Genomic DNA, 20110 nt, shown 5'->3' with positions numbered 1-20110 from the left:
GCTCCCCTCCGGCGGCGTGCAGGATCACTGCACCTTGCCACCGGCGGCGACAATGGCCTGTTCGATCACCTTGGCATCCACCGGTCCCAGGAACTGCCTGGCAACCTTGCCGTCCGGAGCGATCAGATAGGTCATCGGCAGACCGCGCGGCGTGGCGAAGTCCTTCGGCGGGTTGTAGGTATCGAGAATGGCGATCGGATAGGCGACCGGATGCTGCGCAAGGAACGCCTGCATCTCATCGAGCTCGATGTCCTCGTACGCCAGCCCGATCACCTCGATATTGCCGCGCATGGTGTGCAGCGCCGACAACTCCGGCATTTCCTGCAGGCACGGCCCGCACCAGGTCGCCCAGAAGTTGATCACCACCCATTGCCCACGATGCGCGGCCAGGTCATAGGCCTTGCCATCCACCGTCTGCACCTGCAGCTGCGGTCGCTCGGCCGTCTGCTGCACCACCTCGGCCGGCACGCCCGCTGCCGGCGCATCCACCGCCGGTGCCACCGGCGCGGCGACCTCCGCCGGCGACGGTGGCTTGCACGCGGCCAACGCCAGCGCCAACAGCATCAAGGGAGCAGCTTTCACAATCATCGGGACTCTCCGGTAGGCGCGTAGATGTCATCCACAGTGCGCTTGAGCAGGCCGCGCAATGGCACGCGCAGTTCATCCAGTGCCTCGCAGGCAGCCTGCCCCAGCGGGTCGTCACGCAGCGGCAGGTAGACCTCGGCCACGGGAATGCGCAGCTGCGAGGCTTCGTAAAGGTCGTTCAAGCTGAGGCTGTGCAGGTCGCGCGCCAACAGCCACTGCCCGGCTTCGTCACGGCGCAGCAGGCGGATGCCTTCCATCTGTTCCAGCAGCTGCTGCAGCAGTGAATCGGTGAACATCGGCTCCAGCGTGAGGATCTGCTCTTCATCCAGCCCCTGCCCTTCCTGGCGCGCCTGACGGAAACGGCCCAGCAGGCGCAGCAGGGCATACAGCTCGCAGCCCGATGGCAGCCGCAGCGCGGCCGGCTGGTAGCGGAAGGCGGCAACAGAGGATGCCAGCGACGCCCCCAGCAGCACCGACACCCAGCCCAGGTAGATCCACAGCAGCAGGATCGGCACGAAGGCGACCGTTCCGTACAGCTTCTGGTAGGACTGGAAACTGCCCAGGTACAGGCCCATCCCCCACTTCACCAGCTCCAGCATCAGCACCGCCAGCAAGGAGCCGGGGATGGCATGCCGCCACTTCACCGTGTGGTGCGGCACCACCCGGTAGATCAGCATCACGCAGGCGAATTCGATCAGCACCGGCGCCAGCCGCAGGCCGATATCGGCCAGCCAGCGGCCTTCGGTGGTGCCGAACAGCGGCAGTGACAGCACCTTGGCCGACACCGCCAGCGACGCGGCGGCCAGCAGCGCTCCCAGCGTCAGCACCGTCCAGTACACCAGGAAGCGGGTCAGCTGCGGACGCGCCGAGGCCACCCGCCAGATGCGGTTGAAGGTCTGCTCGACACTGTTGAGGGTGATCAGCAGCGACACCACCAGCGCGATGAAACCGGCCGCGGTCAGCTGCCCGGCGCTGGCCGAGAACTGGCGCAGGTAGCCTTCGGCCGCCCGCGCCGCCGATGGCACGAAATTGGAGAACACGTAGTCGCTCAGCGCCTCGCTCCAGCGCTCGAACATCGGGAACGCCGACAGCACGCCGAACACCACGATCGCCAGCGGCACCAGCGCGAACACGGTGGTGTAGGCCAGCGAACCGGCGGCCTGGAACAGGCGGTCATCGAGGAACCTGCACCACAGAAAGCGCGCGAAACTCACGTTCCGTGCCCGGTCGCGCAAGCGCTCCGTCCATAGGTTGAGCGTGTCCAGAGGTTCCATGCGGCAAGGGTACCCGATGCAAAGCGTCGCCCGCATCGCCGATACTTCCGCCTCCTGCGTGATGGATGGATGGAGTAATGGCGGAGATTCTGGTGCTGTATTACAGCCGTGGTGGATCGGTGGCGCGACTGGCGCGGCAGATCGCCCGCGGCATCGGCGAGGTGCCGGGCATGAGCGCGCGGCTGCGCACGGTGCCGCCGGTGGCCGCCGTCACCCAGACCAGCGCGCCGCCGGTGCCCGAGGACGGCGCACCGTATGTGGAGATCTCCGATCTGGCCGAATGCGATGGCATCGTGCTCGGCAGCCCGACCCGCTTCGGCAACATGGCCGCACCGGTGAAGCACTTCCTCGATGGCCTCGGCGCCGAATGGGTGAACGGCACGCTGGCCGGCAAGCCGGCGGCGGTGTTCACCTCCACCGCCTCGATGCACGGCGGCCAGGAATCCACACTGCTGTCGATGCAGCTGCCGTTGCTGCACCACGGCTGCCTGATCGTCGGCATCCCCTTCACCGAGCCGGCGCTGAGCCACACCACCACCGGCGGCACGCCCTACGGCGCCAGCCATGTGGCCGGTACGCAGGATGATCCGCAGCCCAGTGACGATGAAGCCCATCTGGCGCGCGTGCTGGGCCGGCGCGTGGCCGATATCGCGCAGAGGCTGTTCCGATGAACGCAACGAAGAAAAAGCGGCCGACCCTGCTGCTGGCGCTGATCGCGCTGGCCGCGCTCTACACCTGGTGGTTCCTGCACGACAAGCACTGGCTGGCGACGCAGCTGGTGTTCACCGCACCGCCGTTGCTGCTGGCCATCGCTCTGCGCCTGGGCTGGCAGCGCGCGTCCTTCTGGGCCGGCGTGCTGGCGCTGATGTGGTTCAGCCATGGCGTGATGAGCGCCTGGACCCATCGCGACACCGCGCTGCTGGCCTGGGCGGAAATCGGGCTGTCGCTGCTGGTCATCGCCGAAGCCAGCCTGCCGGGCCTGCGCGCGCGCTTCGGCAAGCGTCGCGGTGCCACTCCGGAGCGCTGAGCATCACCGGGCGGGCAGCGGCCACGACCTGTTGTCCGCCGTTGCCGCATACCTCTCGGCGCCGGCACCCGCCGGCTTTATCATGCGCAGCATCGCGGCACCGCGCCGCACGCAGTCACCGCAAGGATTCACCGCAATGATGGAAGAGCTCCTGATCGTCACCACCGGTGGCACGATCGACAAGATCTATTTCGACGACAAATCCGACTACCAGATCGGCGATCCGCAGATCGGCATGATCCTGCGCGAGCTGGGTGTCACCTTCCGCTTCAACGTGATCCCGATCCTGCGCAAGGATTCGCTGCACATCAGCGACGCCGACCGCGAACTGATCCGTGCCACCATCGCCGCGCAGCCGACCCGCCACGTGCTGGTCACCCACGGCACCGACTCGATGGTCGCCACCGGCAAGGTGCTCAGCAGCATTCCCGGCAAGACCATCGTGATGACCGGCGCGCTGAGCCCGGCCCGCTTCCGCGGCTCCGATGCCGAATTCAACATCGGCTGCGCGATCGGCGCGGTGCAGTCGCTGCCCGAAGGCGTCTACATCGCCATGAACGGCCGCATCTGGAACCCGGAGAAGGTGCGCAAGAACGTCGACGCCAACCGCTTCGAATCGCTGTAATGGCCAAGGGCACCCGTGCCACCGCCGCGCTGGACCGGGCCGGTATCGCCCATGGCCTGCATGCCTACGACTATGCGGCCGAGGTCGACAGCAAGGGCGTGGCCGCGGCACAGGCGCTGGGCATCGCCCCGGCGCGGGTGTTCAAGACGCTGATGGCCTGGGTGGACAAGCAGCCGCTGATCGCGGTGATCCCGTCCGACCAGCGGCTGTCGCTGAAGAAGCTCGCCGCCCAGTGTGGTGGGAAGCACGCGCAGATGATGGACGTTCCGGAGGCGGAAAAGCGCAGCGGCTACAAGGTCGGCGGCATCAGCCCGTTCGCCCAGCAGCGTCCGGCCACAGTGCTGTTCGCCAGCGCGGCGCAGGACCATGAGCGCATCTGGATCAATGCCGGCCAGCGCGGCCTGCTGCTGGACATCGCCCCGGCCGACGCCCTGCGATTCCTGCAGGCGCGTTGCGCGGATCTGTGCGAATAGGCCGGAGCGGCCCTCCCGCCCTTGCAGGAGTCCCAGGCAAGACACAAGCGACGCGGGGTGGCCCCGGGCCATGAGCCGCGACCGGGCTCTACCAGTAAAACCCGTCGCGACTTACGTCACTCCTGCAGAACAGCCGGCTGCAGAAGCGGAAAGCCCCGCAGTGAGCGGGGCTTCCGGTTTGAAACGGCGCTGACGGACTCAGGCGTCCAGACGCACCAGCCAGCCGTGACGATCGGCCTGGCGGCCGTACTGGATGTCGGTCAGCTCCTTGCGCAGCGACATGGTCACTTCACCGGCCGGCGCGTTGATGTCGCCCACCGAGAAGCCTTCGCCCTTGAGCTGGCCGATCGGGGTGATGACCGCGGCGGTACCGCAGGCGAACACCTCGGTGATCTCGCCGGAGCTCACGCCCTGCTTCCACTCGTCGATGGTGACCTTGCGCTCTTCCACGGTCATGCCACGGTCGCGCGCCAGCTGCAGGATCGATTCGCGGGTGATGCCTTCCAGGATGCTGCCCGACAGCTGCGGGGTGACCAGCGTGTTGCTCTTGCCGTAGACCAGGAACACGTTCATGCCGCCCAGTTCTTCCAGGTACTTGCCTTCGACCGGGTCCAGGAACAGCACCTGCGAGCAGCCCTGCGCCTGCGCCTGCTGCTGCGGCAGCAAGGACGCGGCGTAGTTGCCGCCGCACTTGGCCGCACCGGTGCCACCCTTGGCCGCACGTGCGTAGTCGGTGGACAGCCAGATCGCGACCGGTGCCACGCCCTTGGCGAAGTACGGGCCGGCCGGGCTGGCGATCACGTAATAAGTGGCCTTGTGCGCGCCGCGCACGCCGAGGAAGGCCTCGTCGCCGATCATGAACGGGCGGAAGTACAGGCTGGCCTCGTCGGCATCGGACACCCAGTCCTTGTCCACGGCGATCATCTGCTTCAGCGATTCGACGAAGATCTCCACCGGCAATTCCGGCAACGCCAGACGGGCGGCCGAACGCTGCAGGCGGCGACCGTTGGCTTCCGGACGGAAGGTCCACACCGAACCGTCGGCATGCCGGTAGGCCTTGATGCCTTCGAAAATTTCCTGGCCGTAATGCAGCACCGCGGCGGCCGGGTCCAGCGCGATCGGCCCGTACGGGGTTACCACCGCATCATGCCAGCCGGTGTCCTTGTCCCAGCGCACGGCCACCATGTGGTCGGTGAAATACACACCAAAACCCGGCTTTTCCAGGATCTTGGCGCGCTCGGCGGCGCTGCGCGGGTGGTCCGAACGGGTGACGGCAAAGCTCAGGGAAGACTGGGACACCGGGTAATTCCTTCCAGATTGCGGGTTTGGACGCCGGTGCCTGTATCGCCACCGGTTTGGACGCGGACCGGCACCTGCTTCCCCACGGTACCCGGCAACCGGGCGCGGGGAGGTGCCAGCCGTTACAGCATGCCAGTTTCGAGACGCGCGGCCTCGGACATCATGTGACGCCCCCACGGCGGATCGAACACCAGATCGACGTCGGCCAGGGCCACCGTCGGAATCATTTCCAGTTTGCTGCGCACGTCATCGACCAGGATTTCCCCCATGCCGCAGCCCGGCGCGGTCAGCGTCATGGTCACATCGACCTCGCGCCGGCCATCGTCCAGATGCTTGATATCCACCTCGTAGATCAACCCGAGGTCGACGATGTTGAACGGGATTTCCGGGTCGAAGCAGGTCCGCAGCTGCTGCCAGACCAGCTTTTCCACATCCCCGTCATCGGCCCCTTCGGGCAGCTCCAGCCCCGGTGGCGTCTCCTTGCCGATCGCATCGCCATCCTTGCCGGCGATACGGAACAGGTTGCCTTCGACAAACACCGTATAGCTGCCACCCAGCGCCTGGGTGATATAGCCATAGCTGCCGGCCGGCAGGGTCACGCTGTCGCCCTGCGGCACCATCACCGCCGGACAGTCGCGCTCGAAATGGACGGGTTCACTGCTACGGGAATACATGTCAATCGATATGGGGACGCGGTCGCTGCCCGCAAGGCCTCCATTTTATACGACTGGGCACCCTGCCCGCTGAAACGCTATGCTGCGACACCTGTACGGAGTGCCCATGCCCCCTGTTTCCCCGCCGCCCAGCCGGACGCACCACTGGCTCTGGCCGCTGTTGCTGCTGCTCGGAAGTATCACCCTCACCATCGCCTGGCTGCTGGTCGCCCTGTCCACCCGGACCCAGGCCGGCTGGATGGCGGTGCTGGCCGCGCTGGAAGCGGCGTGGATGCTGCGGCTGGGCACCTTCCGTGCCGGCGCTGCGCGGGTGGCCGTTGCGGTCTTGGCCACGTTGCTGATCGTCGTGGCCGCCAACTGGGCCATAGCCTCGGCCTATATGGGCGGGCCGATGGGCCTGACACCATGGGAATCAGCCCTGCGCATGGGCCCGGCGCTGGCCTGGACGCTGTCGAAACTGGCCAATGGCACCGCCGAAGCCATCTGGCTGGTCATCGCCGTTCTGGTGGCATGGCGCGCGGCGCGCTGACTGCGGCCATCGTTCCAGACGCAATCGCGGTCAACGCAAATCCTGCTCCGGCACGTATGAAATGTCAGTTCCAGCACATCGAGGTGTGCCGGAGCGGCACACTCATCGGCGTTAAATATTCGTAATTTTCTGACACCCGGTACCCATCCTGCGGAGTCGAATTGTGAGTATCCAGCCTCTGAGCCACGCCATCCGCTGTGCCCTGCTGCCCATGTCCACCGCCGCGCTGGCGCTGGGGGCTGTGGGTGACACCCTCGCCCAGGACGCTCCCCCGAAGGAGGAAGCCACGACCCTGGACCGCATCCAGGTCACCGGCTCGCGCATCAAGCGCGCCGATCTGGAAACCTCCAGCCCGGTGTTCGTGATCGACCGCCAGAACATCGACAACTCCGGTGCCGCCACGGTTGGCGAATTCCTGCAACGCACGCCGGCCATTGCCGGTGCCGCCACCAATCCCCAGGTCAACAACGGCGGTGGCGCCGGCGCGGCCACGGTCGACCTGCGCGGCTTGGGCGTGAACCGCTCGCTGGTGCTGGTCGATGGCCGGCGCTGGATCGGTACCGTCAGCAACGCCAACGGCGCGGTGGACGTGAACTCGATCCCGATGGCGGCCATCGAGCGGGTGGAAGTGCTCAAGGACGGCGCCTCGGCCATCTACGGCTCCGATGCCATCGGCGGCGTGGTCAACTTCATCCTGCGCAAGGATTTCGAAGGACTGGAGGCCAGTGCCTACTACGGCATCTCCTCGCGTGGCGATGCCGCCACCCAGCGCTTCGACGCCACCTTCGGCATGACCGGCGAGAAAGGCAACCTGATCCTCGGCGCCAGCTATGACAAGGAGGATTCGGTCAGCGCCGCCGACCGCGCCTACTCCAGCCAGCCCTACCAGCTGTACGCCGGTGAAAAGGGCATCGGCGGCACCAGCCGCATCCTCACCGGTCGTTACGTCGTTCCCCGCGCCAATGCCGGCGGCGTGGACCTGAGCGACCCCAACTGCGGCAGCGGCGCCAATGTCGTACTGACCCGCATCGATGGCCGCCCGGGCACCTCGCCATCCGACTTCCGCTGCTTCAACGGCCAGACCGACGTCTACAACTTCCAGGCCGACGGCAACCTCAACCTGACGCCGCAGGAGCGCACCAGCATGTTCGTCAGCGGCAACTACCGTCTGAGCGAGCACGTGGAAGCCTTCCTGCTGGGTTCCTGGCTGAAGACCGAGTCCTCGTTCTTCATCGCCCCGCTGCCGTTTGACGGCCGCGCCGCGGTCGACGATGTGCCGATCAGCAAGGACAGCCTGTACAACCCGTTCGGGGTGGACATCACCGATGCACGCCTGCGCCTGCGCGACTTCATCCCGACCCGCACCACCCGTTTCGAGACCGACACCTACCAGATCACCGCCGGCCTGCGCGGCGACTTCGGCGACAGCAGCTGGAGCTGGGATGCGTCCTACGCCTACGGCCGCACCCCGCAGAGTTCGTCGGTGCGTGGCTACCTGTACAGCCCCGGCCTGACCGATGCGCTGGGCCCGTCGATGATCGACCCGGCCACCGGCAACCCGATCTGCGTCCGTACACCGGGCGATCCGGCCACCGCCATCGCCGGCTGCCTGCCGGTGAACTTCATGGGCCCGGCCCCGGATCCGAACACCGCCGCCGGTCAGGCCCAGCTGGCGGCGCTGAACCTGATCAACCCGACCATCACCAACTCCAACGAGAACGACCTGAAGGTCTTCAATGCCAACGTCACCGGCGACCTGTTCGAGCTGCCCGCCGGCGCGACCTCCCTGGCCGTGGGCGTGGAGCGCCGCGAGGAGTCGGCCAGTTCCACCAGCGACTTTTTGACCATCATCCCGCCGGGCGAGACGGTGTGTCTGATCACCCAGGAAGCGTGTACGTTCGGTGATATCGCCGGCTCCTTCGACGTCAACGAAATCTACGCCGAAGCCTTGATCCCGCTGCTTGCGGATATGCCGTTCGCCGACAAGCTGACCATCAGCCTGGGCACCCGCTACTCGGACTACTCCAACTTCGGCGGCACCACCAACTCCAAGATCGGTGTGGAATGGAAGCCGTTTGCCGACCTGCTGGTCCGCGCCACCTATGCCGACGTGTTCCGCGCTCCGACCATCGGCGACCTGTACGCACCGACGGTACCCAGCGCCAACACCTATACCGACCCGTGCAACGGCTACACCGGCGGCAATCCCACCGCCTGCGCCGGCGTGCCCACCGATGGCTCGTTCCAGCAGAGCAACAACCAGGTCACCTCGTTCCAGGTCGCCAATCCCGATCTGCAGCCGGAAGAAGGCGACGTCTTCACCTACGGCTTCGTCTACAGCCCGGGCTGGCTGGATGGCTTCAGCATCACCGCCGACTACTGGCGGGTGAAGCTGGACCAGTTCATCACCAACCTGCCCGAGAACGTGATGCTCAACCAGTGCTTCACCCAGGGCCGCTACTGCGACACCTTCATCCGTGACGATGCCGGCGACGTGGCGCAGATGACCAATGTGATCGGCAACTTCGGCAGCCTGAAGACCTCCGGCATGGACCTGGGCCTGCGCTACATGGCGCCGGAAAGCAGCTGGGGCAGATTCACCTGGAATCTGGATGCCACCTATCTGGCCGAGTACAACGTGCGCCTGCTGGCCGGCGATCCGAGCAGTGACGTCGGCGCCTTCCCCGGCATCCCCGGCAGTGTCGGCCTGGCCGGTACCTTCGTCGACAACGCCTCCTCCGGCTTCGGCAACATGGCCCGCTGGCGCGCGCTCAACGACATCAGCTGGTCGCTGGGCAACCTCACCGCCAGCCTCACCACCCGTTACGTCCACCATGTCTACGAGGCACCGGACGTGGCCGATGTTTCCGACCCGGGCTATGTCGCCAAACGCCGGGTGCCGTCCTACACCCAGACCGACTTTCAGATCGGCTACCAGTTCGAGGAGCTCAAGAACAGCTCGATCCAGATCGGTGTGCGCAACCTTACTGACCGCCAGCCACCGTTGATCTATTCTGGCTTCAACGCCTCTACGGACATGCGCACCTATGATGCGATCGGCCGTTACTACTGGATGCGCTGGACTGCCCGCTTCTGAGTCCCACCCGGCAACACCGGTCTCCGCCGCGAACACATCCGCGGCGGAGGCTCCCGGCGCCGACCTGCGCCACTACATCCGCACCTACGACCACAGCCTGGCGCCGGAGTTGTGCGGCAAGCTGATCGATTCCTTCAACGCGCTGGCCCGTTTCCAGCAGCGCAACGGCCGCGGCATCCGCGCCGGCCTGGACGACAGCGCCTGGACCGAACTGGACGTGACCCGGTTGTCCGATGCGCCGTTCCTGGCGTTCTTCCGGCAGCTGGTCAGCCAGGCCCTGCAGCGTTACAACGCCGATGTCGGTCTGCCCATCGCGGTGCCCGACAGCCCGCTGCTCAGCCCGCTGATCCTCAAGCGCTACCGCGCCGGTGACGAGGAAAAATTCCAGACCCACTTCGACTCCATCAACGAGGTCTGCGACCGCTACCTGGTGTTCCTCTGGTATCTGAACGACATCGACAGTGGCGGCCAGACCTGGTTCCCCGGCCTGCACACCGGCATCGCCCCCCGTGCCGGACGCCTGCTGATGTTCCCGCCGTACTGGATGTACGCCCATCAAGGGCAGGCATCACCGCAGCAGGACAAGTACATCCTGTCCACCTACCTGCGCTTTCCGCAGGCTCAATCCAACCGGTAGCCATAGCGCTGCACCCACGGCGCGAGCGTGGCCAGCGTAGCCTCGCTGAAATACGCGCGGTAACGCTTCCAGCGGCTGATGGCATGCGCATTCACCGGCTCGATCACCTGCGCGTAACTCGGCGTATTGATGCGCCGGGTACGGGCCGCCGACGCCTGATGTGAAACCAGTTGTGCCGGCTCCACGGTCAAGGCCAGGAAACCCATCAGCGCCTCCAGCTGCGCCGGAAGATCCAGTACCAGGTCTTCGTAGCGCAACACATGCACCCGTGCGGGCACCCGTTGACGCTGCGTCTCCCACCACGCCATCACCGCCGCATAGGTGCGTGCGGTGGATTCCAGCGACGCGAACGCCAACGCACCGCCGTTCATCCCGAACGCCTGCATGTGGCAGCTCAGCACGCAGTCGCAGGGGTGGCGCAGCAGCAACAGCCAATCGGCCTGCGGGAAAAGTCGCGCCACATACGGCAGCCGGGTCATCGTCAACGGGTATTTGTCGACCAGCCGATGGGGCGGCAGCACATGCCGGTGTACTTCCCGCCAGTAACGCTGCCGCGCCTGCGCGATCTGTGCAGATGTGAGCGTGGCCAACGACGCATCCAGATCCTCATCACGCCAATCCGGGCCGTTGCGCAGTTGTTCGATGGCCACCTCCAGTGCCGGCCGCTCGTCCAGCACATCCAGCTGCGGATGCGCATCGAGCATCCGTTCCAGCAAGGTGGTGCCCGAGCGCGGAAATCCGACAAGAAACACCGGATCCGGCGGTGATGCATCCTCAACCGGTACCCGCCATGTCGCCGGTGCGGGATGTCGCAGGCGCTGCTGCAGCCAGCCCAGCACTGCCGGGGATGCATCCACCGGCAGCCGCTCGCGGAAAGCCTGGGCCGCCGCCGCATGGGCCTGTTCCAACGCGGCCATCGCATGTTCCTCAGCTCCCAGAGAGTCGTGGCACTTGGCCAGCTCAAACTGCAGCTGCGCCCGCATCGCCACCGGCAGTTCCTGTGACAACGCGGGCATCAGCCGCATGATCGCGATATCGGCCTGTCCACGCCGCCGCAACACTCGCGCCTGGACCAGCGACAGCATGCCGGCATCGTGCAATGCCGCCGCCGGTGCGACCTGTCCGAGTTCGGTGGCGGCATCGTCGAGGCGGTTGAGCCGCTCCAGCAGCAACGCCAGCCGGACCCGCGAGTCGTGATCGGCCCGATCCGCGCCCAGCAGTTGCCGATAGAGCGCGAGCGCGGCCTCATCCCTGCCCGCCTGCGCCCACAGCCAGGCCAGCGCACGCTGCTGCTCCCCATCGAGCCCTTCCCCACCCAGCTCCTCCAGACACTGCGCCAGCTCATCGAACCGCTCCAGCTCCGCCAGCGCCTGCCCATACGCCAGCCGGACATCGGCGGCGCCGGGCTCCAGCAGCAGGGCCCGCGCCAGCCAGTCGTGCGCTTCGACGAAGCGCTGCAGCGCCAGGCACGCCAGCCCCTGTCCCAGCAGGCAGGCCACCGTCTGGTTCCCCAGCGCCCGCGCACGCTGGAACGCGCTGTCAGCGGCGGCAGGATCGCGGCATTGCAAGCAGGCATTGCCCAGGTTGATCCAGACCTCGGAGGACTGCGGCTGCAGCGCCGCGGCCCTGTCCAGCAACGCGCGTGCCGTTTCAGCCGCGCCCTGTTGGGCCATGGCCAGCGCCAGCACCTGGAGGCCCGGGACATGATCCGGCGCGCTATCCAGCAGCTGATGCATCAATGCCGCCGCTTCACGCGGCTGGCCGCGATGGAGATGGTCAAGCGCCCGATCAAGCAGGATCTGCAGCATCACCACGCCTCAGGGTCGGTTGCAGAGAAACGGCCAGCACGCGAATTCGCAACAACGGCCTATCCGAATGCACATCCGCGCACGGCCTTGGCCTCTGTGTGCAAGCAGCATAAAGCCGTCCGGAAACCTGGCAACTCTCTCCCAGGCCCGTCCCTTCTCAACCCTCGCCATGAACAGGGAAAGCAGGGACATCCCGGAGCTGCCCGGCCTGTCCGGGCTTTTTTTCATCAGCGCTTCACGTCGCCTCCAGAAAATTACCGCCGTGCCAGTACTTGGCGGAATTCCATCGTCAAGGTCGCGCCAGCGGTTCCGGCGAGGCGATTGGCCTTCCGGTGTTTCCTGCGCGACCCCGCATAGCCGGCTGCCTGCCGGCAATGGAAGCGAAGTGAGAATCCAGCATCATCACCTCCATGGCGTCCACTCGCTGGAACTGACGGGCCAACCGCCCGCCCAGGTCCACGCCATCGCAGGCAGCAGTCGTGGCACCCGCCTGTTGATTCCAGCCGGCTGGATCAGCGTGATCGCGGTACTGCGCGGCGTACTGGAACTGGGCAACGCCGACACCCCCTGGCAACTGACCTCACGGCATCTGCAACTCTGGCTGGATGGCAACCTGCGCATCACCGGCCGCAGCCCTTGCTGGTGGCTGTGCATCACCGCACCGGCCGCCCTGTGGCACGGGCTTCCCCACAGCATCACCGGCGACATCACCCTGATTCCCGACCAGGCCCACTGCCCACAGCAACTCGGTCGCCCGCTGGTGCATATGCTGCGTGCGCGCTGGTTCGACGGCGGCACAGACGAGGCGGCGGTGGTGGACAACATGGTCTGGCTTCGCGATGCGCTGGTCGAACACCAGCAGCGGCTGCACGACCAGCTCGCACGCTGCAGCGGACGTACCGCATTGCGCCGCCACCAGACCCTGCTGCGGCTGTTGCGCGTGCAACACCTGATCCGCTGCAACATCGATGACCGTCTGGACCTGGCGCGCCTTGGCGCCATCGCCAATTACTCGCCCACCCACCTGATCCGCATCTATCGCAGCGTGTTTGGCGAAACGCCCTGCGAGTACGCCACGCGCCTCCGCCATCAGCGCGCGTGGGAGCTGGTATGCGGCACCGGACTGTCGGTCTGCGAGATCGCCGACGCACTGGGCTTTGAAAGCGAAAGCGCGTTCTGTCGCGCGTTCAAACACGCCTTCGGCTGCACTACCGGCGAAGCGCGCAGGGGACTTCATGCGCGCCCGCCATCACCGGATTGCACCAGCCCCATGGCCGGCAATCCCCAGGCATCACCGGCAGACGGACCGGCACTGCTCCATTGAGTACGGCATTCAGTGCCCGCCATCCAGCGCCTTCAACTCGCTGACCAGCGCACCGGCCGCTTCGGCGCCATCGCCGTACAGCATGCGCGTGTTGTCGGCATAGAACAGCGCGTTCTCGATACCGGCAAAACCGGTGCCCTTGCCGCGCTTGATGACGATGGTGTTCTTCGAATCGACCACGTCCAGGATCGGCATGCCGTAGATCGGGCTGCCGGGGTCGGTCTTGGCCACCGGGTTGACCACGTCGTTGGCGCCGATCACCAGCGACACGTCGGTGGTGGCGAACTCGGGATTGATGTCGTCCATGTCGGCGATCAGGTCATATGGAACACCCGCCTCGGCCAGCAGCACGTTCATGTGCCCGGGCATGCGCCCGGCCACCGGGTGGATGGCGAATTTCACCTTGACCCCGCGCTCGATCAGCCGCTGCGCCAGTTCCCAGATCTTGTGCTGGGCCTGCGCCACCGCCATGCCGTAACCGGGCACGATCACCACGCGCTCGGCGAAGGCCATCATCGCCGCCACGTCGGCCGCTTCGATCGGCTTCTGGCTGCCGCTGATTTCCGCCGCCCCCTGCCCGCCGCCACCGAAGTGGGAGAACAGCACGCCGCTGATCGGGCGGTTCATCGCCTTGGCCATCAGCCGGGTCAGCAGGATGCCGGCCGCGCCGACCATCATGCCGGCGATGATCAGCGCCTCGTTGCCCAGCACATAGCCCTCGAATGCCACCGCCAGCCCGGTGAAGGCGTTGTACAGCGAGATCACCACCGGCATGTCGGCACCGCCGATCGGCAGCGTCATCAGCACGCCCAGCGCCAGCGCGACCACAAAGAAGCTGATGATCGCCAGCGGCTGCAGGCTCGTTGCCGCCCACACGCCCAGGGCCAGCATCGCCACCGCCACCGCCAGGTTGAACACCTGCTGTCCGGGGAAGGTGACGCGCTTGTCCAGGCGGCCGTCGAGTTTGGCCCAGGCGATGATCGAGCCGGACAGCGACACCGCGCCGATCGCGGCACCGATCACGCCCAGCGCCAGCACCGTGGCCGACGGCTGCCGTGCGGCTAGGTCGGCGATGGCCTGCGCGCTCCAATGGCTGGTGTCGCGGCCGGCCAGGTCGGAAAAGCGCAGCAGCTCCACCGCGCCAATGGCCGCCGCCGAGCCGCCGCCCATGCCGTTGTACAGCGCCACCATCTGCGGCATGTCGGTGATGGCCACTTTCTTTGCCGACAGCCACGCCCAGCCGGTTCCCAGCACCAGTGCCAGCAGGATCAGCGCGATGTTGTGCAGCCCCGGCAGGAAGAACGTGGCGACCGTGGCCAGCAACATGCCCGCGCCGGCCCAGTGGATGCCGCTGCGCGCGGTCCTGGGCGAGGCCATGCGCTGCAGCCCGAGCAGGAACAAGGTGGCGGCGGCCAGATAGCTGGTGCTCACCAGCCAGGAGGAAAGCTGCGCGAAGGTCACGTTCAAGCGCGATCCTCCGCCTTGCCCGGCTTGCGGCTGGTCTTGAACATCTCCAGCATGCGCTCGGTAACCACGTAGCCGCCGGCGGCATTGCCCGCGCCCAGCATCACCGCGATGAAGCCGATGGCCTTCTCCAGCGTGGTGTCGGCATGCCCGAGCACCACCATCGCGCCGATCAGCACGATGCCGTGGATGAAGTTGGAGCCTGACATCAGCGGGGTATGCAGGATCACCGGCACCCGCGAGATGATCACATGGCCGGCGATCGCCGCCAGCATGAAGATGTACAACGCCACGAATCCGTCGCTCATTGCTGTTTTCTCCGGGGCTGCAATCGCCTGTGCGGCATCATAACCATGCCGCCAAAGCCGAGGCGACCGTTGCGTTGTCAACCGATCCGGCGCCCGCGCGTTATCCCTCATGGAACCGAACGGAACGCTACCCTGTGCTGGTGACCAGCCCACCCCTGATGGCCCCCGCCGCCCCCGCCTCGCTGGAAGCCTTTCTGGCCGGTGTCGGCACGCGCGCGTTCCGCTTCGCCGAGGCCGGCCTGCGCCAGCGCGAGGATGCGCTGGATGCGGTGCAGGACACGATGGAGCGGATGCTGGGCTATCGCGAGCGCCCGGCCGAGGAATGGACCCCGCTGTTCTGGAGCATCCTGCGCCGGCGCATCATCGACCTGCAGCGCCGGCGCAGCTTCCGCCTGAAGTTCTGGGCAACGCAGGAGGATCACGACCAGGACAGCACCATCGACTGGGCCGATGAAACGCCCGGGCCGGCACAGCAACACGAGCAGCAGGAGCAGTACACCCGGCTGGTGCAGGCGCTGCGGCAGCTGCCGGCGCGCCAGCGCGAGGCGTTCAGCCTGCGCGTGCTGCAGGAGCTGGACGTGGCCACCACCGCCCGGGTCATGGGCTGTTCGGAAGGCTCGGTCAAAACCCACCTGTCGCGCGCGCGCGACGCATTGCAGAGACAACTGGAGGCCACGCGGTGAACCGCCTGCCCACACATCCCGACGACTTCGACCGCCAGCTGCGGCAGCTGCAGCGCCAGGCCGACGCCGCGCTGTCCCCCGTCACGCTGGCACGGCTGCGCGATGCCCGCCAACATGCCACTTCCGCCTCGCCATGGCGACGCCGCGGCTGGTGGCTGGCTACCGCCTGTTCGGCGCTGTTGGCGGTCACCGTGCTGCTGCAGTTCGACCACGCCAGTGCACCGACAAGCGCACCGGTGGTCGCCAGCGACAACGAAGACATCCTGCTGTTCGACGAAAGCCCGGAGCTGTTCCTGTGGCTCGGCTCGGACGCCCTGGCCATGGAGTGATGACAATGAACCTGCCCCTGAAACTCCTGCTGCCACTGCTGCTGTGCGTTGCCGCACCGGTGGCCGCGCAGCCGCTGCCCGAGTGGGAACAGCTCACCCCGGCCCAGCGTGAAACCCTGATCGCCCCGCTGCGCGACCGCTGGAACGATTCGCCCGAACGCCGCCAGCGCATGTACGAACACGCCCGTGGCTGGCAGCAGATGACGCCCGAACAGCGTGTACAGGCGCGGCGCGGCATGCATCGCTTCGAGCATATGTCACCGGAACAGCGCCGCGATGCGCAAGCGCTGTATGCGCGGATGCGCGGCATGGACAAGAACCAGCGCCAGCAGCTGCGCGAGCAGTGGAAAGCCATGACCGCCGAACAGCGCCGGCAATGGGTGCAGGACAACCCGCCGCCGCCCCGTCCGCCGCATTGAGCCATCCGGCAGCGTCCCCCACGGCACGCTGCCGCGCTACACCGGCGGAATCTCGCCGCCGGCCGGCCGCGGTGGCCACACGGTTTTGGCCAGCAACTCGTCGTTCCAGTCGAAGGACAGCGCACCGTCCTTCAGGAACAGCGCCACGAAGTTGTAGACGTTGCGCGCATACATCTCGCTGGCATGGACCGCGCCCATGCTGGCCAGGTTGAGCGGGCCGGCCACGGTCACCCCGTCGATATCCAGCGTTTCCCCGGCACGGGTCGCCTCGCAGTTGCCGCCGGTTTCGGCGGCCAGGTCGACAATCACGCTGCCCGGACGCATCCCGGCCACCATCGCCGTGGTGACGATCTTCGGTGCCGGCCGGCCCGGTACCGCCGCGGTGCAGATCACCACGTCCACGCCTTTCAGGTGTTCAGCCAGCCGTCGTTGCTGTTCGGCGCGCTCGGCCTCGGTGAGCTGGCGCGCATAGCCGCCTTCACCGGCGGCACTGACGCCCAGGTCGAGGAAGCGGCCACCCAGCGATTCGATCTGCTCGCGGGTTTCCGGGCGCACATCGAAGCCCTCCACCTGCGCACCCAGCCGCTTGGCGGTGGCGATCGCCTGCAGCCCGGCCACGCCGGCGCCGATCACCAGCACCTTCGACGGGCGGATGGTGCCGGCGGCGGTGGTCAGCATCGGGAAAAAGCGTGGCGCCAGCTGCGCGGCGATCAGGGTGGCCTTGTAACCGGCCATGCCGGCCTGTGAACTGAGCACATCCATCGCCTGCGCGCGGGTGGTGCGCGGCAGCCGTTCCAGCGGGAAGGTGGTGAGCTGGCGGGTCTGCAGGGCTTCGGCACGTGCCGCCTCGGCCTGCGGCTGCAGGTTCCCGACCAGCACCGCGCCAACCGGAATCCGGGCGATGGCCGCAGCCGGTGGCGCCTGTACGCACAGCACCACCGCCGCCGATTCCAGCGCGTCACCGATCTGGGCACCGGCATCGCGGTAGGCCTGGTCGGTGAAGCCGGCACCAGTGCCGGCACCGGGTTGCAGCTGCACCGTGGCACCGGCCGCCAGCAGTTTTTTCACGGTTTCCGGCGTTGCCGCCACCCGCCGCTCACCGGTGGCCACTTCCCTCAGTACGCATATCTCAACAGTCATGCCTGTCCCCGGCGCGCGGTGTTGGTCCGCCCCGGATCGTAGCAAAGCCGTTGCCGGCACAGGGGCCCAGTCAGTGCAGCGTGGGGGTCAGCGGATCAAGCCGGTCGATCACGCCCTGCATGGCGCTGTCGAACGCGCCGTCGGCGGCATGCGGTCGCAGCCGCTCCAGCCGCACCATGACCGCCAGCTCTTCCGGCGAGGCCACGCAGAAGCGCACGCCGCGGCGGTTGACGAACAGCAGCCGCGAGGAGATCGGGCTCACCCACGACAGCTTGCCGGCCTGCACCTTGCCGTCCTTGTCGATGAAATCCAGCCAGGTGCCGATTTCCATATGGCGGAAGCGGTCGGCATCGGTGTGGTCGAAGTCCTCGGCGCGCGCCGCTTCCTCCAGCTCGAAGCCGGCATTATCCTGTGCCGGCGGTGTCGGCAGCGTCACCTGCGGCAGTTCCGGCAGCGCGCGCTCCAGATCCGGACGCGCCTCGGCAATCGCCTGCAAGGTCGCGTGCAACGCCTCGATCGCCACGGCGCTGGCGTCGCCATGCAGGCCCACGCTGGTGAATACCTTGCGCAGCACCGGCGCCTTCGCCTGCAGCAGCGTCCGCTCGACGACCTGGCGACGTGCTTGGGCCACTTCCTCCAGCACCGCATCGGCCAGTGCCAGCGTCTCGTCGATGCCCTCGCCGGAATCCCCCTCACGCAGCAGGCTCAGGGTCAGATGATGGTTCCATGGCTGCCGCAGGAAGTTTTCGATCGCTTCCGGCAGGGCGTCCGCCTGCAACCGCTTGTCCAGCTCGGCAGCGGCACGACGGCGCGCCAGCTCCAGTTTTTCCTGCCCGCGCTGGGTTTCCGCGGCCCGGCGCTCGGCGATTTCAATGCGGCGACGGTGCTGTGCCAGGAACTCGCGGAACTCCTCTTCCAGGGTCAGGAAGATGGCCAGGTTCTCGTTGAATTCGGCCACCAGGCGCTCGATGATCTCCTCGACCTTGCCCATCAGCACGCGCTCGGCCTGGCTCTCGCCGGTGTTGCCCTCGCAGGCTTCGGCCAGCGAGTTGAGCAGCTTGCGCGCCGGGTGGGTCTTCTGCACGAACATGCGCCGGTCCAGCATCGCGACCTTGACGAAGGGCACCACCAGACGCCCGATCAGCTCACGCGAACGCCCTTCCAGTTCGCGCTCGTCGAGCATCACGTCAAACAGCATGCCGACCAGATCGATCGCATCCTCATCCTGCGGGTCCAGCCGCGTCTGGCTGGGATCCACGCCCAGCTGGGTGGCCCCGGAGAGCACCTCGCTCTTCAGCCGTTGCCCCAACGACTCGCCGGCATCACCTGTGGCCGCACGCAGCGCCGCACTGGGCGTGGCCTGCAGCAGCGACAGCACCGACATCATCTCGCGCTGGCTCAACGGTCGCTGCTGTCCAACCGCCACCTGCGCGGCCGCGGTGGCGTCCTCGCGCACGTGGCGGGTCTGCGCCAGCAGTTCATGCAGCGCCTCCAGCAACACCTGGGAATCGACCGGTCCGGATTCGTTGCCGGCTGCTCCACCGGCCGTCGTCGCATCGGTCTGCCGCTGGCCCCAGCGCTCGGCGAAGCGGTGCGCCCATGCCGGCACCTGATGGGGGTCTTCAGTGGCGTGCGCAACGGCTTCATCGGGCCACGGCGCAGCGGCAGGACGCGGCGGCGTGCGCGGGCGGGGCGAGATTTCCGGCATCACCCCGGCCTGCAGCAGCTGTTCGTCCACCGCCTGGTAGACCTTGCCGACCAGTTGCGCGAATTCGCGTTCGCACAGCTTGATCAGCACCAGCCGCACTTCAGCGGCCAGGTCGCAGGTGGCGAAGGCCTCGTGCACCGCCACACCGATATGTTCCGGGCCGATCGGGTTGGTACCGGCATCCAGCTCGGCGACCCCGCCAAGCCAGGCCAGCCGGCGGTCGATCCGCGCCAGCAGCGGCTTCCAGTCCCGCAACAGGATCGTGGCGAAATTGCGCACCGCCAGCTGCGACTCGAGCACATGCTCGGTCATCAGGCTCAGCCCGCCCTCGCCATGGCCGACCAGCACGTCCTCGGCCGATTGCGGCGCAGCCGCCGCCAGCGCATCCCAGGCCTGCCGCAGGTGGGCATTGAAGCGGCTGTTGATCTCGTCGCGGCGCCGGCGCAGTTCCCGCATGCCATCCAGGAACAGCAGCTGGGAAGCACCGGCGACTTCGGCGCGATCGAACAGCACATCGTCAAAGCCCGCCAGCACCTTGCCGAAAGCCGCCCCCAACGCCGGCAACGCGGCATCGCGCACCTTCACCAGCAGTGCACGATCAGTACCGGAATGTCCGGCGAGTTGGGGATTGGACATCATGCGCAGAAGCTCCACACCCGTCGGGGTGCAGGGAAACAGGGGGGCGGGAAACAACGAGCCAGCGGGTA

General features: G+C 67.1%; 20 protein-coding genes. 11 read left to right on the top strand and 9 right to left on the bottom strand.

Annotated elements, in window-relative coordinates:
- Positions 1 to 24: 24 nt before the first annotated feature.
- Both ACSBPQ_RS02720 and ACSBPQ_RS02715 read right to left on the bottom strand, forming a co-directional pair.
- Positions 25 to 588: a TlpA family protein disulfide reductase gene (locus ACSBPQ_RS02720; RefSeq protein ID WP_442683554.1), complete on the bottom strand. Its 564-nt coding sequence runs from the start codon at positions 586 to 588 to the stop codon at positions 25 to 27.
- Entirely contained in the window at positions 585 to 1859 is a 1275-nt protein-coding gene (locus tag ACSBPQ_RS02715; RefSeq protein ID WP_442683553.1) for a YihY family inner membrane protein, read from the bottom strand. Before ACSBPQ_RS02715 ends, ACSBPQ_RS02720 begins: the two co-directional genes overlap by 4 nt.
- A gap of 77 nt (positions 1860 to 1936) precedes the next feature.
- Here ACSBPQ_RS02715 and wrbA point away from each other — a divergent pair, with 77 nt between their 5' ends.
- The 4 genes from wrbA (at position 1937) to ybaK (ending at position 3984) form a co-directional block, all read left to right on the top strand.
- Positions 1937 to 2530 (top strand): NAD(P)H:quinone oxidoreductase, encoded by a 594-nt coding sequence (gene wrbA / locus ACSBPQ_RS02710; RefSeq protein WP_442683552.1) that lies wholly within the window; start codon positions 1937 to 1939, stop codon positions 2528 to 2530.
- The gene (locus ACSBPQ_RS02705) at positions 2527 to 2886 is read left to right on the top strand and encodes a DUF2069 domain-containing protein (RefSeq protein WP_442683551.1); all 360 of its coding nucleotides are present in this window, start codon (positions 2527 to 2529) and stop codon (positions 2884 to 2886) included. The genes wrbA and ACSBPQ_RS02705 overlap by 4 nt, the downstream gene beginning before the upstream one ends.
- Positions 2887 to 3025: 139 nt before the next feature.
- Positions 3026 to 3511: an asparaginase domain-containing protein gene (locus ACSBPQ_RS02700; protein WP_442684493.1), complete on the top strand. Its 486-nt coding sequence runs from the start codon at positions 3026 to 3028 to the stop codon at positions 3509 to 3511.
- Positions 3511 to 3984, top strand: a complete 474-nt coding sequence (ybaK, locus tag ACSBPQ_RS02695) for a Cys-tRNA(Pro) deacylase (protein WP_442683550.1) — start codon at positions 3511 to 3513, stop codon at positions 3982 to 3984. The genes ACSBPQ_RS02700 and ybaK overlap by 1 nt, the downstream gene beginning before the upstream one ends.
- A 198-nt stretch (positions 3985 to 4182) precedes the next feature.
- On the opposite strand, the gene ACSBPQ_RS02690 is transcribed toward ybaK, so the two are convergent.
- Positions 4183 to 5283, bottom strand: a complete 1101-nt coding sequence (locus ACSBPQ_RS02690) for a branched-chain amino acid aminotransferase (protein ID WP_442683549.1) — start codon at positions 5281 to 5283, stop codon at positions 4183 to 4185.
- A 122-nt stretch (positions 5284 to 5405) separates the two neighbouring features.
- Entirely contained in the window at positions 5406 to 5957 is a 552-nt protein-coding gene (gene sufT, locus ACSBPQ_RS02685) for a putative Fe-S cluster assembly protein SufT (RefSeq protein WP_442683548.1), read from the bottom strand.
- Between the two features lie 106 nt (positions 5958 to 6063).
- Between sufT and ACSBPQ_RS02680 the strand changes: the two genes are divergently transcribed.
- The 3 genes from ACSBPQ_RS02680 to ACSBPQ_RS02670 all read left to right on the top strand — a co-directional run bounded on the left by ACSBPQ_RS02680 (position 6064) and on the right by ACSBPQ_RS02670 (position 10220).
- Positions 6064 to 6486, top strand: a complete 423-nt coding sequence (locus ACSBPQ_RS02680) for a hypothetical protein (protein WP_442683547.1) — start codon at positions 6064 to 6066, stop codon at positions 6484 to 6486.
- A 163-nt stretch (positions 6487 to 6649) separates the two neighbouring features.
- Positions 6650 to 9583 carry a TonB-dependent receptor gene (locus ACSBPQ_RS02675; protein ID WP_442683546.1) on the top strand — a complete coding sequence of 978 codons (2934 nt, stop codon included), beginning with the start codon at positions 6650 to 6652 and terminating at the stop codon, positions 9581 to 9583.
- Positions 9534 to 10220 (top strand): 2OG-Fe(II) oxygenase, encoded by a 687-nt coding sequence (locus ACSBPQ_RS02670; RefSeq protein ID WP_442683545.1) that lies wholly within the window; start codon positions 9534 to 9536, stop codon positions 10218 to 10220. Before ACSBPQ_RS02675 ends, ACSBPQ_RS02670 begins: the two co-directional genes overlap by 50 nt.
- Here ACSBPQ_RS02670 and ACSBPQ_RS02665 read toward each other — a convergent pair.
- Positions 10205 to 12028 carry a tetratricopeptide repeat-containing sulfotransferase family protein gene (locus ACSBPQ_RS02665; protein WP_442683544.1) on the bottom strand — a complete coding sequence of 608 codons (1824 nt, stop codon included), beginning with the start codon at positions 12026 to 12028 and terminating at the stop codon, positions 10205 to 10207. The genes ACSBPQ_RS02670 and ACSBPQ_RS02665 overlap by 16 nt on opposite strands.
- A gap of 385 nt (positions 12029 to 12413) precedes the next feature.
- On the opposite strand from ACSBPQ_RS02665, the gene ACSBPQ_RS02660 reads away from it, so the two are divergent.
- Complete coding sequence (locus ACSBPQ_RS02660) at positions 12414 to 13352, top strand: helix-turn-helix domain-containing protein (RefSeq protein WP_442683543.1); 939 nt, start codon at positions 12414 to 12416, stop codon at positions 13350 to 13352.
- 9 nt (positions 13353 to 13361) lie between these two features.
- Here ACSBPQ_RS02660 and ACSBPQ_RS02655 read toward each other — a convergent pair whose 3' ends face one another.
- Both ACSBPQ_RS02655 and ACSBPQ_RS02650 read right to left on the bottom strand, forming a co-directional pair.
- Positions 13362 to 14819 carry an NAD(P)(+) transhydrogenase (Re/Si-specific) subunit beta gene (locus ACSBPQ_RS02655; protein ID WP_442683542.1) on the bottom strand — a complete coding sequence of 486 codons (1458 nt, stop codon included), beginning with the start codon at positions 14817 to 14819 and terminating at the stop codon, positions 13362 to 13364.
- A complete protein-coding gene (locus ACSBPQ_RS02650; RefSeq protein WP_442683541.1) occupies positions 14816 to 15124 on the bottom strand; it encodes an NAD(P) transhydrogenase subunit alpha in 309 nt (102 codons plus the stop codon). The genes ACSBPQ_RS02655 and ACSBPQ_RS02650 overlap by 4 nt, the downstream gene beginning before the upstream one ends.
- Before the next feature lie 134 nt (positions 15125 to 15258).
- Between ACSBPQ_RS02650 and ACSBPQ_RS02645 the strand changes: the two genes are divergently transcribed.
- From ACSBPQ_RS02645 to ACSBPQ_RS02635, 3 genes are read left to right on the top strand one after another with little or no spacing between them, the layout of a single operon-like run.
- Entirely contained in the window at positions 15259 to 15807 is a 549-nt protein-coding gene (locus ACSBPQ_RS02645) for an RNA polymerase sigma factor (RefSeq protein WP_442683540.1), read from the top strand.
- Positions 15808 to 15812: 5 nt separating this feature from the next.
- Positions 15813 to 16136 carry a hypothetical protein gene (locus ACSBPQ_RS02640; RefSeq protein WP_442684492.1) on the top strand — a complete coding sequence of 108 codons (324 nt, stop codon included), beginning with the start codon at positions 15813 to 15815 and terminating at the stop codon, positions 16134 to 16136.
- 5 nt (positions 16137 to 16141) lie between these two features.
- Positions 16142 to 16555, top strand: coding sequence for a DUF3106 domain-containing protein (locus ACSBPQ_RS02635; RefSeq protein ID WP_442683539.1), 414 nt, complete (start codon positions 16142 to 16144; stop codon positions 16553 to 16555).
- A 36-nt stretch (positions 16556 to 16591) separates the two neighbouring features.
- On the opposite strand, the gene ACSBPQ_RS02630 is transcribed toward ACSBPQ_RS02635, so the two are convergent.
- Both ACSBPQ_RS02630 and ACSBPQ_RS02625 read right to left on the bottom strand, forming a co-directional pair.
- Positions 16592 to 17695 (bottom strand): NAD(P) transhydrogenase subunit alpha, encoded by a 1104-nt coding sequence (locus ACSBPQ_RS02630; RefSeq protein ID WP_442683538.1) that lies wholly within the window; start codon positions 17693 to 17695, stop codon positions 16592 to 16594.
- Positions 17696 to 17765: 70 nt separating this feature from the next.
- A complete protein-coding gene (locus ACSBPQ_RS02625; protein ID WP_442683537.1) occupies positions 17766 to 20042 on the bottom strand; it encodes a DUF1631 domain-containing protein in 2277 nt (758 codons plus the stop codon).
- Positions 20043 to 20110: the final 68 nt, after the last annotated feature.

It is taken from the genome of Stenotrophomonas sp. JC08 (assembly GCF_052180205.1).
Lineage (GTDB): Bacteria > Pseudomonadota > Gammaproteobacteria > Xanthomonadales > Xanthomonadaceae > Stenotrophomonas.
Note: the sequence above shows the minus strand (reverse complement) of the source record. Positions and strands in the feature narration are given on the sequence as shown.

What these genes read in the sequence shown, in the direction of transcription:
- ACSBPQ_RS02720 (WP_442683554.1), bottom strand. Translation starts at nt 588, where the DNA reads ATGATTGTGAAAGCTGCTCCCTTGATGCTGTTGGCGCTGGCGTTGGCC.
- ACSBPQ_RS02715 (WP_442683553.1), bottom strand. Translation starts at nt 1,859, where the DNA reads ATGGAACCTCTGGACACGCTCAACCTATGGACGGAGCGCTTGCGCGAC.
- wrbA (WP_442683552.1), top strand. Translation starts at nt 1,937, where the DNA reads ATGGCGGAGATTCTGGTGCTGTATTACAGCCGTGGTGGATCGGTGGCG.
- ACSBPQ_RS02705 (WP_442683551.1), top strand. Translation starts at nt 2,527, where the DNA reads ATGAACGCAACGAAGAAAAAGCGGCCGACCCTGCTGCTGGCGCTGATC.
- ACSBPQ_RS02700 (WP_442684493.1), top strand. Translation starts at nt 3,026, where the DNA reads ATGGAAGAGCTCCTGATCGTCACCACCGGTGGCACGATCGACAAGATC.
- ybaK (WP_442683550.1), top strand. Translation starts at nt 3,511, where the DNA reads ATGGCCAAGGGCACCCGTGCCACCGCCGCGCTGGACCGGGCCGGTATC.
- sufT (WP_442683548.1), bottom strand. Translation starts at nt 5,957, where the DNA reads ATGTATTCCCGTAGCAGTGAACCCGTCCATTTCGAGCGCGACTGTCCG.
- ACSBPQ_RS02680 (WP_442683547.1), top strand. Translation starts at nt 6,064, where the DNA reads ATGCCCCCTGTTTCCCCGCCGCCCAGCCGGACGCACCACTGGCTCTGG.
- ACSBPQ_RS02670 (WP_442683545.1), top strand. Translation starts at nt 9,534, where the DNA reads ATGATGCGATCGGCCGTTACTACTGGATGCGCTGGACTGCCCGCTTCT.
- ACSBPQ_RS02665 (WP_442683544.1), bottom strand. Translation starts at nt 12,028, where the DNA reads ATGCTGCAGATCCTGCTTGATCGGGCGCTTGACCATCTCCATCGCGGC.
- ACSBPQ_RS02650 (WP_442683541.1), bottom strand. Translation starts at nt 15,124, where the DNA reads ATGAGCGACGGATTCGTGGCGTTGTACATCTTCATGCTGGCGGCGATC.
- ACSBPQ_RS02635 (WP_442683539.1), top strand. Translation starts at nt 16,142, where the DNA reads ATGAACCTGCCCCTGAAACTCCTGCTGCCACTGCTGCTGTGCGTTGCC.
- ACSBPQ_RS02630 (WP_442683538.1), bottom strand. Translation starts at nt 17,695, where the DNA reads ATGACTGTTGAGATATGCGTACTGAGGGAAGTGGCCACCGGTGAGCGG.
- ACSBPQ_RS02625 (WP_442683537.1), bottom strand. Translation starts at nt 20,042, where the DNA reads ATGATGTCCAATCCCCAACTCGCCGGACATTCCGGTACTGATCGTGCA.